Here is an 11595-nt window from a genome sequence, read left to right on the forward strand (position 1 = left end):
ATGTTGTTGTTTCCACAGTAAGGGAGGCGTCTGACGATGTCCAGACCCGTGAACGACACGCATGCCGCCAGCTATCACGCCCGGCAGATACCGGCTCCGACCGAGGTCACCGACGGCGTCTGGGCGATCCCGATCCCGCTGCGCGGCAGCGCACTGCGCTACGTCACCGTCTTCCTGGTCGACACCGGTGACGGTGCCGTTCTGATCGACGCCGGCTACGACCACCCGAGCTGCTGGCAGTCGTTCACCGAATCGGTCGCCGCGATCGGCCACCGGATCGAGACGATCTCCACCGTCCTGCTCACCCACAACCACCCGGACCACATCGGCTTCGCCGCCCGGATCCGGGCGCGATCCGGTGCCCGGCTGATCATGGGACAGGCCGACGACTTCGCCACCATGCACCGGCGCAGGGGCGGATTCCTCACCCAACTGCGCACCGCCCTCACGGCGACCGGCGCCCCGCCCGACGTCGTCGAGGCGATGTACGCCGACGCGGTCGCGGTCACCGCGCACCACGAGGACCTGCGGATCGACCTGGCTGTGGCCGACGAGACCGAGTTCCGGTTCGGCGACGTAACCATCCGCGCCGTGCCAGCCCCGGGGCACACCTACGGGCACACCGTCTACTTCGACACCCGCGGCTCGGTCTTCACCGGCGACACGATGATGCCCGAGGGCCCCACCCAGCTCGCGATCGTCAGCCGCGCCGACGACGACCCGGCGGCGGACCTGTTCCGGACGCTGCAGCGCATCCGCGACCTCGGCGCGACGCTCGCCTGCCCGGCCCACCAGTTCCCGTACCGCGACGTCGCGGCCCGCGCCGACGAGCTGGCTGCCTTCCACCGTGCCGAGGTCGCCACCGTCAGCGCACTGGCCGGGACCGACGGGCAAACCACCGCCTGGGACGTCGCCCGGCGGATGCGGTGGCGTAAGCCCTGGGACGAACTCGGCCGGGGCACCCAACGGTTCTCCCTCGTCCATGCCCAGGCCCTGCTGCGGCACACCGCGGGCGTCCACCGGTAGTCGTCAGTCGCGTCGCGACCGGTCGTACGTCCAGTCCGGCCGCGCCGACGACCGCAGCTCCCGCAGGCTCCGCTTCAGCACCTTGCCGGACGGATTCGTCGGAAACTCGTCCACGACGTAGATCTCCTTCGGGACCTTGAAACCACCGAGGCGCTGCCGGGCGTGCGCGATCAGCGACTCGGGTTCCAGGCCGGGTCGGCCGATCACGAACGCCACCGGGACCTCCAGCCACACCGGATGCGGCGCCGCCACCACCGACGCGGCCAGCACCAGCGGGTGGTCGGCCAGTACGTCCTCGATCTCGGCGCTGGACATGTTCTCCCCACCGCTGCGGATCATGTCCTTGAGTCGGTCGCGGATGTACAGGTAGCCGTCGGCGTCGAACCGGCCGACGTCGCCGGTGTGGAACCACCCGTCGCGCCACGCCGCCCTGGTCGCCTGCGGATCGTCGAGATAGCCAGGGCTCACCTTCGGGCCGCGCGCAATCACCTCGCCATCGTCGCCGACCAGCACGTCGTTGCCGTCCGCGTCGACCACCCGTACCTGGACCCACGGCACGGGCAGGCCGACCGACCCCTGCTTGGACCGCATGTGCGCCTCGTCCAGGTACGTCAGGGCGCTGCACGTCTCGGTGAGACCGTAACCCTCGATCAGCCGGGCGTCCGGAAAGAGCTCCCGCGCCACGGCGAACAACGCCGACGTGACCTGCGAATAGATAACCCACCGCACCGAGGTCAGATCGGCGACGGAGACATCAGCCGCACGGCGGACCATGTCCAGCATGGTCGCCGCCATCACCATGCCGGTGATCCGCTCGGTCTCGATCGCCCGCAGCACCGCCGCCGGCTCGAACCGCCGTTGCAGCACCATCGTGCCGCCGACATGCCAGATGCCGAAGCCTGGCAAATCGGTGCCGCCGACGTGGTACAGCGGTGCGAAGTTCAGGATCCGGTCACTGGACCGCAGCCCGAGCTCGACGATCTGGGCGTGCATGTTCATGTTCACGTTGCCGTGGGTGAGCAGCACGCCCTTGGGCAGCCCGGTCGTGCCGGAGGTGTAGACGATCCGGTGCAGGGCCGCCTCGTCGAGATCGACGTCGGCGACTTGGGCACCCCGGTGGCTCCCGATCAGCGCGCGCACGTCGACCCAGCCGTCGTCGTCGATCGGTTCCAGCGCGAACCGGCGTACGTCGGCCGTCGGGCCGGCGCCGGCCTCGGTCAGCGCGGCCTCGGTCAGCGCGGCGAACTCCGGGACCGTGGCGACCGCCTGGACCCGCGCGTGCCGCAGCAGCTTGGCCAGTTCGCCGGCGGTGAGCCGGTAGTTCAGTGGCACGAAGACCGCGCCGAGCTTCGACAACGCCAGCGACAGCAGCAGGAACTCGGGCACGTTGTTGGCGATGATCGCCACCCGGGCATCGCGGCGAACTCCCTCGGCGGCCAGACCAGCGGCCAGGGCCTCGACGTCGGCGGCGAGCTGGCGGTGAGTCCACCGCCGGCCCTCGAAGACCAACGCGTCGGCGTCGGCGAACCTCCGGGCGTTACCGGCCAGCATCGCGGCGACGTTCGCCGTACTCATCCGGCCACCGCCGTCTCGCGCAGCTGCTTCTTGAGCACCTTGCCGGAGTCGTTGCGCGGCAGCGACGTCACAATCTGCACGTACTTCGGTACCTTGTACCGGGCCAGTTCGGCCCGGCAGTGCGCGCGGATGCCCTCTGCGGTGGCGGTCGCGCCGGCGCGCAGGATCACGTACGCCTTCGGAACCTCGTCCCAGGTCGGGTCCGGCACCCCGATGACGGCGACCTCGCTGACGTCGGGATGCTTCGCGACGACCCGTTCGATCTCGGCGCTGGCGATGTTCTCCCCACCGGACTTGATCAGGTCGGCGCGGCGGTCGACGAACCACAGGTAGCCGTCGGCGTCGATCCGCCCGACGTCGCCGGTCAGGAACCAACCGTCCCGACGGGTGCGCCGGTTGGCCTCGTCGTCGTTCCAGTAGCCGGGTGAAATCTTCTCGCCCCGGATGATGATCTCCCCCTCCACGCCGGGCGGCACCGGCTGGAAGTGTTCGTCGACGATCCGGATGTGCACCCCGGGGAACGGCGCGCCGAGCGCGCCGACCTTGCTCTGTTCGTGGGCGGCATCCAGGTAGCAGACGCCGTTGCACAGCTCGGTCATGCCAAAGGTGTCCACCAGCCGGACGTGCGGCAGCCGGCGTTTCACCTCGCGCCGCACGCTGGGCGCGACCCCGGCGAAGAGCAGGTAGCGCAGCGACCCGAGGTCCGACTGGTCGTCGCGGTCGAGCAGCCCGAAGAGGATCTGCGCGGCCAGGACCATGCCGGTGATCCGCTCCCGGGCCACGGTCCGGGCGATGTCCGCGGCCTTGAACGTCGGAGTCAGCACCATCGTCGCGCCCGCCACGAACGTCGCCAGGCCCGGCGCCTCCAGCCCGCTGACGTGGAACAACGGAGCCGAGACGAGGATCCGGTCGGCTGCGGTGAGCTCCAGTTCGAGCACCTGCGCCAGGTGGTTGGCGGTGAGGTTGCCGCAGGTGTGGATGACGCCCTTGGGCCGTGCGGTGGTGCCGGAGGTGTAGAGCAGCCGGTGTATGTCGGCCGAGGTCTTCTCCGCGTCCGGCACCCGCACCCCCGACGGCTGCGCGGCGAGCAGATCGGCCAGTCGACGGGCGTCGGCGACGACCCGGGTGCCGTTGGCCACCGTGATCCGCAGGCCGGTCGTGGCCGCCAGGGTGGCGGCGTCCGCAGCGAAGTCGTCGTCGTAGATCAGGGCGGTGACGCCGGCCTGGTCGATGACGTACGCCTGCTCGTTGGGGTGCAGCCGCCAGTTGAGCGGAACGGAGATGGCACCGAGGCGGCTCAGCGCCAGCAGTTCGATGACGTACGTGGCGGTGTTGCGCCCGAGCACCCCGACCAGGTCGCCGACGCCGATGCCGACGGCGCGAAGCGCCGCCGCGTGCCGGTCGACGTCGGCGTCCAGTTCGGCGTAGGTCCAGCGGGACTCTCCGTCGACCAGCGCTTCCCGGTCGGCGCGGCGCAGCGCCTGCCGGCGCAGCCTTTCGGTGAAGTTGCTGGTCGCCATCAGCTGCCGCCTTCCCGCCGCCGGGCCAGGATCTCCTCCCGGGACGGCAGCGCCACGAACTCCAGCAGGTTGCCGTCGAGGTCACGGGCCGCGAACGCGGTGATCGGCCCGTAGTTGTCCAGCAGAACCTGGTTCGGCGGGCTCAGACACTGCGCGCCGAGCTCGACCAGCCGGGCGTACAGCTCGTCCATCTCCGCCAGCGGCACCGCGAAGCTGAGCAGGAAGGTACCCAGTTCCAGATGTCCACCGGTCGCCGTCCGGGTCGCGGTGCCGTTCCACTCGATCAGTTCCAACTGGCCGATCTGGCTCGGTCCCTGCAGGTACTGGACCCGGCCGGCGGTGCCGGCGGGCAGGCCCAGCGACACCTCGATGCCGGGGCCGGCGACGTCGGCCCGCAGCGTCCGACGGTAGCCCAGCGCCTTTTCGTAGAAATCCGCGGCCCGGTCGACATCGGAGACGGTCACGGCCACATGGTGCACTTCGCTCACCGGCATGGTGGCTCCCTTCCTTGACGGCTCAGACGGTTGGACCGGCGGGTCCGGACAGGGCCCGCTGGATCAGCGTGACCTCGTCGGCGCCGCTGTCGGGAATGATGAAGTCGTCGAGCCGGCAGATGTCGTCGATCGACGCCCTGATGTCGTCGGGCGAGACCGGCTCGACCCCGCCGTACCAGCCAGGGGTGACGCCGACGAAGATTCGCCCGACCCGGCCGCCGCCGACGGTGAGGATGTGCCGGTTGAGCTGGCACTGCCCGGAGGCGAGGTAGGTCGCCACCGCGGCGACGTGCCGGGGATCGAACCGGTCGGTCAGTTCACCGAGGAGGTTCTCGGTCATCCGGGTCGCGGCGGTCGGCGCGATCGCGTTCACCAGGATGCCCCGGCGGGCTCCTTCCAGGGCGAGTACGTTCATCAGCCCGATCAGGCCGGCCTTCGCCGCCCCGTAGTTGGCCTGGCCGAAGTTGCCGAACAGCCCGGACGACGAGCTGGTCAGCACGATCCGCCCGTACCCCCGCTCGGCCATCTGCCCCCACGCGGGCCGCAGCACGTGGAACGCCCCGGCCAGGTGCACGTCGAGGACCGCGGTGACGTCCTCCTCGCGCATCTTGGCCAGCGTGCTGTCGCGCAGGATGCCGGCGTTGTGGATGACCGCGTCGATCCGGCCGTACTCGTGCACGGCCCGGGCGACGAGGTCGGCGCCGCCGGCGGCGGTGGCGATCGAGTCCGTCGACGCGACCGCGACACCGCCGGCGGCGCGGATCTCGTCGACCACCCGCTGCGCCGCGCCGGAGGAGCCCGAACCGTCCACCGCCCCGCCGAGGTCGTTGACGACGACGCGGGCACCGCGTTCGGCCAGCAACACCGCGTGCGCCCGGCCGATCCCGTTGCCGGCGCCGGTGACGATGACGACCTGCCCGTCGAGGCGCACCTCGGCGCTCACCGCTGGCTCCCCAGCACCGCGACGAACGCCACGCAGGAACCGGGCTGCCCGCCGAGGTTCTGGGCGAGGGCCAACCGGGCGTCGGGCACCTGACGGGCGCCGGCCGCACCCCGCAGCTGGGTGAAGCACTCGAACACCATCCGCAGCCCGGTGGCGCCGATCGGGTGGCCGAACGACTTGAGACCGCCGTCGGTGTTCACCGGCAACGCTCCGCCGAGGTCGTACCGGCCGTCGAGAATGTCCCGCCAGGCCTTGCCCCGCTCGGAGAATCCCAGGTCCTCCATCAGCACCACCTCCGTCGGAGTGAAACAGTCGTGCACCTCGGCCAGCGAGATTTGTGTCGCCGGGTCGGTGACGCCCGCCTGGTCGTAGGCCTGTCGTGCCGCCTGCACCACCTCCGGGAAGGTGGTGAAGTCGTAGCCGTCGGTGGCCAGGCCCGCGCCCGACCCCGCGACGAACCCCATCCCCCGCAGGAACACCGGCTTGTCGGTGTAGCGGTAGGCGTCCTCGGCGCGGACCAGGATGGCCGCGGCGGCGCCGTCGGACACGCCCGAGCAGTCCAGCACGCCGAGCTGCCCGGCGACGCGCGGCGCGTTCTCGACGGCCTCGGCGGAGACGGCCTTACGGAACTGGGCGCGCTCGTTCAACGCGCCGTTCTCGTGGTTCTTCATCGCGACCTTGGTGAGCGCGGCGCGCATGTCCCGCGCCCCGACGCCGTACGCCTGCTGGTAGGCGGGGGCGAGCAGGGAGAATCCGGCGGGTGCGGTCCAGTCGACGTCGGTGCCGTCGGCGGGTGGGTAGACGGCGGCCAGACCGGAGTACGCCGAATCCTTCAGCTTCTCCACACCGGTCGCCATGACCATGTCGTACGCCCCGGACGCGACCGCGAACGCCGCGTTGCGCAACGACTCCGAGCCGGTGGCGCAGTAGTTCTCCACCCGGGTGACCGGCTTGCCGACCAGGCGCAACGGCCGGGCCAGCGTCTGCCCGGACATCCCGGAGCCCTGGGTGCCCACCCAGAACGCGTCGACGTCGTCGAGGGTGGCACCGGGCAGCGACCCGACGCACTCGTGCACCGCGTCGACCAGCAGATCGTCGGCGGAACGGTGCCAGTGGTCACGAAACGGGGTACAGCCCATCGCGACGATCGCGACGTCGTGGGCCATCCGTCTACTGGCCATCGGTGGCCTCCTTCCGTGGCCGGAGTTTCCAGAAGTAGTTGTGGATCGAATCGGTGGTCCACAGCCGCCGGAACGTCGGCGTCATCGCCATGCCCACGGCCACGTCGCCCGGCGCGACGTCGGTCGCGTACATGCTGAGCCGGCCACCGCCGTCGACGTCGGCGACGACGACCGCGACCTCCGGCTCCGGCATGGTGGTCAGATGGTCCGTGGTCACGGAGACCACCCGGGCCGTCTTGTCCCGCAGCGGGACCGTCGCTGGCGGCTGCCCCGTCGCGGCGGTGCCGCAGGAGGCGCAGACCTTGGCCGGCGGCGTGGTGACCTTCGCGCAGGCGGCGCACCGGCTGCCCTCCAGCTGGAACTTCCAACCGGACCGGCGGACCATCGGCGGTGACGCCGGTGCCGGCGATGCCGGCCGGGCCGGACCTTGCACGTCCAGCAGTCCGCGCCAGCGCAGGTAGCAGCCGTAGCCGACGGGTCGCCGGGCGGCGAGCTGGTCCCGTACGGACGCCCCGCCACGCGCCGCCCGCACCTCGTCGCCGACCCGCCAGACGAAGGCGTCGGCGCCCTCGGTCGCCGACAGCAACAGGATCGTCCGGCCGGGCTGCGCCTCGTCGAGCGCGGCGGCGAGCAGCAGCGCTGGGTGGGCGGCACCGGTGAAACCGGTGGCCCGTTCGACCTTCGCGTCGGCCCCCGATCCGCCCAGCGTGCGGCGCAGCGCCGCGGCGGCACGGGCGTTCGACGACGACACGACGACCTCGTCGACGGTATCCAGGCCGGCGAGGGTGAACGCGCGGCGGGCCGCGGCGAGGCCGGCGGTGACGAGGACGTCGGCGGTGAACCGTTCGTCCCAGACGCGGTCGTGCCGTTCCCCGGGCAGCCGCCACCGTTCCAGGATCTCGGTGGTGTGTCCGGCGCGGGCCAGCAGGGTCGCGGCACGGGTACCGCCGCCGACGAACGCTGCGGCGCCGTCGCCCTGGGCGAGTTCGTCCGGTGCCCCCGGCCGGGTGGTCCGTAGGTCGGCCATCATCGCCGCGGCGCCGGAGCCCGCGACGAGGTCGAGGGCGGTCGCGCCGCAGCGGTGTCCGCGCAGATCGACCGCGCTGACGGCCGGATCGAGCCCGAGCGCGGCGTGCACGACCCCGGCCGAGGTCTTCGCCTCGTACGGTGCGCTGGTGGTGGCGAGCAGCAGCTGCCGACCGACGTGGCCGGTGGCGGTGATCTGCCGCATCGCCTCGACCGCCATGGTGACGGTGTCCTCGTCGAAGGCGGCGACGCTGCGTACCGGTCCGCCCGGCCTGGGTGGTCCGGGCGCGTCGAGCCTGTTGTCGTGCAGGGCGTACGCCGGCAGGTGTACCGCGTAGCCGTCGATGCCGGGCTGGTCAGGCATGTGTCGCGGTTCTCCTTCAACTCCACGAGGGGATGGCGGCGAGCAGTCGCCGGGTGTACTCCTGTTGCGGCTCGTCCAGCACCTGTTCGGCCGCACCCTGCTCGACGACCCGGCCGCCGCTCATCACCGCGATCCGGTCGCAGAGGTCGCTGGCGAGCATCAGGTCGTGGGTGACGAAGAGCAGGCCGATGCCGAGTTCGTTGACCAGGGTGCGGAACAGCCCAACGACCTTGGTCTGGGTGGTGACGTCGAGGGCGGTGGTGCACTCGTCGGCGATCACCAGTGCCGGACGGGTGACGACGGCCAGCCCGATGGCGACCCGCTGGCGCAGCCCGCCGGAGAGCTGGTGCGGGTAGCTGCCCAGCACCCGGGCCGGGTCGGTGATGCGCATCTGCGACAGCACCTCCACCGAGCGGCGCTCGACCTCGGCCCGGGTGATGCCCCGGACGTGGCGGCGCAGCACCTCGGCGAGCTGTGTGCCGACCTTCATCAGCGGGTTCAACGACCGGGAGGCGTCCTGGAAGACCATGCCCACGGCGCTGCCCCGGACCCGGTCGGTGCGGTCCACGCCGGGGGCCACCACCTCGTCGCCGGCGAGGGTGACCCGGCCCTGTTCGACATCGACGTTGCGTTCGAGCAGCCCGACGACGGTGCGGGCCAGGGTGGTCTTGCCGCTGCCGGACTCGCCGACGACGCCGACGATCCGGCCTCGGTCGACGTCGAGGTCGACGTCGTCGAGCAGTCGCAGGTCGCCGTCGGCGAGTCGGGCGACGACGGACAGGCCGCAGACGCTCAGCAGCTCGGTCATCGGCGCCTCTTTCGTGGGTCGTGATGGGTGAGCAGCGCGTCGCCCAACAGGTTGACCAGCAGCACCAGCAAGGTGATGGCGAGCCCGGGGAAGAGGGCGATCCACCAGGCCTGGCTCAGTTCGTCCTGGCCGGAGGCGAGCATCGACCCCCAGCTGACGCTCGGTGGCGGTACGCCGAGGCCGAGGAAGCTCAACGCGCTCTCGATCAGGATCGCCGTGCCGACCTGGAGGGTGCCGAGCGCGACGACCGTACCGGCGAGGTTGGGCAGGACGTGTCGGAAGACGATCCGCGCCTCCGACGCGCCGGCCGCCCGCAGGCCGGTGACGAACTGCCGCTCGCGGATCGCCAGGGTCGCCGACCGGGTGACCCGGGCGCAGACCGCCCACCCGGTCAGCGCCAGCACCAGGAACAGCACCGGCAGCGAACTGCCCCGGTTCGAGATGATCGCGAGGGCGACCAAAATGAACGGCAGGGCCAGCTGAGCGTCGATGAGCACCGAGATGACCCGGTCGACCCAGCCGCGGAAGTAGCCGGCCAGCACGCCGAGCAGAGTGCCGGGGCCGATCGCGACCAGCGCGCCGACCAGGCCGATCAGAATGGTCAGCCGGCCGGCGGAGACGAACTGGGTGAGGACGTCCTGGCCGAGCTTGTCGGTGCCGAGTGGGTGCGCCCAGGTTCCGCCGTCGAGGAAGGTGGGCGGTCGCCGGGTCGCCGCCAGGTCCTGCCCGGTGTCGGGCAGCAGCCCGGTCAGCGGCAGCACCAGCACCAGGCCGGCGACGACCACCAGCGGCAGGGACAGCCAGAACACCGAGGTACGGGACCGCCGTCCCGGGCGTCGTGGCGTTCGCGCCGTCGGCGGCACCGGGTGCAGATCGGATCGGCTCACGGCCGTCACCTCACCCTCGGGTCGACGACCGAATGGATCACGTCGACGAGCAGGTTCAGCAGGACGAAGGTCAACGCACCGAAGACGACGATCGCCTGGACGAGCGGAAAGTCACGGAACTGGATGGCCTGCAGCGCCAGCTGACCGAGGCCGGGCCAGGAATAGACGTACTCGATCGCGACCGCACCGGAGAGCAGGATCCCGGTCTGCAGCACGACGATGGTCAGGATCGGCATCATCGAGTTCTTGAAAGCGTGCCGCCACACGACCCGCCGGCCACGCAGCCCGCGGGCCCGGGCGGAGTCGATGTACGGCTCGGCCAACGTCTCGCTCATCGACGCCCTGGTGAGCCGGGCGATCTGGGCCATCGGGTACACCGACATGGTGACCGCGGGAAGGACCAGATGCTGCGGGGTGCCGGACTGCCCGGCGGGCAGCCAGCCGAGGTTCACGGCGAACAGCGCCACCAGCATCATGCCGAACCAGAAGACGGGCACCGACTGGCCGAGCAGGGCGACGGTGGAGGCGGCGCGGTCCCACCAGGTGCCCTCCCGGGTCGCGGCCAGCACCCCGAGCGGCACCCCGACCAGTACGGCGAGTGCCATGCCGGCGGCGACCAGTTGCAGGGTGAACGGCAGCCGGTCGGCGATCAGGGTCGTGTTGGCCTGGTAGAACTGCAGCGACTGGCCGAGGTCACCGGTGAGGATGCCCTTGAGGTAGTCGAGATACTGGACGACCAGCGGCAGGTCGAGACCGAGTTCATGCCGCAGGGCGTCCCGCTGCTCCGGAGTGGCCAACGGTCCGAGGATCGCCACGGTCGGATCGCCGGAGAGTCGCCCGAGAGCGAACGCCAGGCTCAGCGCGATGAGTAGGGACGCCAGCAGCGACGCCAGGCGGCTGCCGACCCGTCGGACGGTGCTGGCCTTCATCGGCGGGACCTCCAGCGGGCACCGGGCATCGCGGCGAGCAGCTCGCGCGTGTAGTCGTTGCGGGGAGTGACGAAGACCGACTCGCACGGACCCGACTCGACGACCCGGCCCTGGTACATGACGTGTACGACATCGCAGATCGAGCGGACGACGGCGAGGTCGTGGCTGATCATCAGCAGGGCCGCGCCGGTGCTCTGCCGGATCTGGGCCAGCAGCGCCAGCACGTCGGCCTGCACCGAGACGTCGAGGCCGGAGGTCGGTTCGTCCGCCACGATCAGCCGCGGCCGCATCAGCAGTGCCCGGGCGATGCAGACCCGCTGGGCCTGGCCGCCGGAGAGCTGGTGCGGGTAGCGGTAGAGGATCTGCGGCGCGAGCCGGACCCGGTCGAGCAGTTCGGTGTCGCTGATCCAGGAGGTGCGCTCGGGTTGCAGCCGGCGCAGTTCCCGCAGCCCGGAGCGGACCGACTGCCGCGGGTCGAGCGACCCGTGCGGATCTTGGAAGACCACCTGCACCTCGGGGCGCAGCCGCCGCAGCCGCGCCCGACTGATCGAGGAGAGCTGGTGCCCGAGCAGCCGGATGGCCCCGTCGCCACGGGTGCCCAGCCCGGTGGCCGCCATGGCGAGCGTCGTCTTGCCGGATCCGGACTCGCCGACGACGGCGACGCTCTCGCCAGCGCCGATGCGCAGCGACACGTGATCGACCGCGCGCAGCACCGTCCCCGTGCTCCGGTCGCGGTGCTCGACTACCAGATCGTCGACCACCAGCACGGCGGTGTCGGTGTCCGAGGTGCGGGGGTGCCGGGCGGGTTCGCCCGACTCCCCCGTCTGCGCTGCTCCGGTCAT

Annotated in this window: 11 protein-coding genes; 1 reads left to right on the forward strand and 10 read right to left on the reverse strand. The window is 71.4% G+C overall.

Annotation, left to right across the window (positions count from 1 at the left end; genetic code table 11):
* Nucleotides 1-36 precede the first annotated feature (36 nt).
* Nucleotides 37-1026, forward strand: a complete 990-nt coding sequence (locus tag O7621_RS22170) for an MBL fold metallo-hydrolase (protein ID WP_282231039.1) — start codon at nucleotides 37-39, stop codon at nucleotides 1024-1026.
* A gap of 3 nt (nucleotides 1027-1029) precedes the next feature.
* On the opposite strand, the gene O7621_RS22175 is transcribed toward O7621_RS22170, so the two are convergent.
* From O7621_RS22175 to O7621_RS22220, 10 genes are read right to left on the reverse strand one after another with little or no spacing between them, the layout of a single operon-like run.
* Nucleotides 1030-2601 (reverse strand): AMP-binding protein, encoded by a 1572-nt coding sequence (locus O7621_RS22175; protein ID WP_282231040.1) that lies wholly within the window; start codon nucleotides 2599-2601, stop codon nucleotides 1030-1032.
* Nucleotides 2598-4121, reverse strand: coding sequence for an AMP-binding protein (locus O7621_RS22180; RefSeq protein ID WP_282231041.1), 1524 nt, complete (start codon nucleotides 4119-4121; stop codon nucleotides 2598-2600). Before O7621_RS22180 ends, O7621_RS22175 begins: the two co-directional genes overlap by 4 nt.
* On the reverse strand, nucleotides 4121-4615 hold the full coding sequence (locus O7621_RS22185; protein ID WP_278169501.1) for a VOC family protein: 495 nt from the start codon (nucleotides 4613-4615) through the stop codon (nucleotides 4121-4123). The genes O7621_RS22180 and O7621_RS22185 overlap by 1 nt, the downstream gene beginning before the upstream one ends.
* Before the next feature lie 22 nt (nucleotides 4616-4637).
* The gene (locus tag O7621_RS22190; protein WP_282231042.1) at nucleotides 4638-5558 is read right to left on the reverse strand and encodes an SDR family NAD(P)-dependent oxidoreductase; all 921 of its coding nucleotides are present in this window, start codon (nucleotides 5556-5558) and stop codon (nucleotides 4638-4640) included.
* Nucleotides 5555-6739, reverse strand: a complete 1185-nt coding sequence (locus tag O7621_RS22195; protein WP_282231043.1) for an acetyl-CoA acetyltransferase — start codon at nucleotides 6737-6739, stop codon at nucleotides 5555-5557. The genes O7621_RS22190 and O7621_RS22195 overlap by 4 nt, the downstream gene beginning before the upstream one ends.
* On the reverse strand, nucleotides 6729-8129 hold the full coding sequence (locus O7621_RS22200) for a hypothetical protein (protein ID WP_282231044.1): 1401 nt from the start codon (nucleotides 8127-8129) through the stop codon (nucleotides 6729-6731). The genes O7621_RS22195 and O7621_RS22200 overlap by 11 nt, the downstream gene beginning before the upstream one ends.
* A 16-nt stretch (nucleotides 8130-8145) precedes the next feature.
* Entirely contained in the window at nucleotides 8146-8937 is a 792-nt protein-coding gene (locus tag O7621_RS22205) for an ABC transporter ATP-binding protein (RefSeq protein WP_282231045.1), read from the reverse strand.
* The gene (locus tag O7621_RS22210; RefSeq protein WP_282231046.1) at nucleotides 8934-9824 is read right to left on the reverse strand and encodes an ABC transporter permease; all 891 of its coding nucleotides are present in this window, start codon (nucleotides 9822-9824) and stop codon (nucleotides 8934-8936) included. Before O7621_RS22210 ends, O7621_RS22205 begins: the two co-directional genes overlap by 4 nt.
* A 5-nt stretch (nucleotides 9825-9829) precedes the next feature.
* Nucleotides 9830-10753, reverse strand: coding sequence for an ABC transporter permease (locus O7621_RS22215; protein WP_282231047.1), 924 nt, complete (start codon nucleotides 10751-10753; stop codon nucleotides 9830-9832).
* Nucleotides 10750-11595: an ABC transporter ATP-binding protein gene (locus O7621_RS22220; RefSeq protein ID WP_282231048.1), complete on the reverse strand. Its 846-nt coding sequence runs from the start codon at nucleotides 11593-11595 to the stop codon at nucleotides 10750-10752. Before O7621_RS22220 ends, O7621_RS22215 begins: the two co-directional genes overlap by 4 nt.

Source organism: Solwaraspora sp. WMMD937 (assembly GCF_029581175.1).
Lineage (GTDB): Bacteria > Actinomycetota > Actinomycetes > Mycobacteriales > Micromonosporaceae > Micromonospora_E.

Coding starts and splice junctions, on each gene's coding strand:
- O7621_RS22170 (WP_282231039.1), top strand. CDS start 37: ATGTCCAGACCCGTGAACGACACGCATGCCGCCAGCTATCACGCCCGG.
- O7621_RS22175 (WP_282231040.1), bottom strand. CDS start 2,601: ATGAGTACGGCGAACGTCGCCGCGATGCTGGCCGGTAACGCCCGGAGG.
- O7621_RS22180 (WP_282231041.1), bottom strand. CDS start 4,121: ATGGCGACCAGCAACTTCACCGAAAGGCTGCGCCGGCAGGCGCTGCGC.
- O7621_RS22185 (WP_278169501.1), bottom strand. CDS start 4,615: ATGCCGGTGAGCGAAGTGCACCATGTGGCCGTGACCGTCTCCGATGTC.
- O7621_RS22195 (WP_282231043.1), bottom strand. CDS start 6,739: ATGGCCAGTAGACGGATGGCCCACGACGTCGCGATCGTCGCGATGGGC.
- O7621_RS22200 (WP_282231044.1), bottom strand. CDS start 8,129: ATGCCTGACCAGCCCGGCATCGACGGCTACGCGGTACACCTGCCGGCG.
- O7621_RS22205 (WP_282231045.1), bottom strand. CDS start 8,937: ATGACCGAGCTGCTGAGCGTCTGCGGCCTGTCCGTCGTCGCCCGACTC.
- O7621_RS22215 (WP_282231047.1), bottom strand. CDS start 10,753: ATGAAGGCCAGCACCGTCCGACGGGTCGGCAGCCGCCTGGCGTCGCTG.
- O7621_RS22220 (WP_282231048.1), bottom strand. CDS start 11,595: ATGACCGGAGCAGCGCAGACGGGGGAGTCGGGCGAACCCGCCCGGCAC.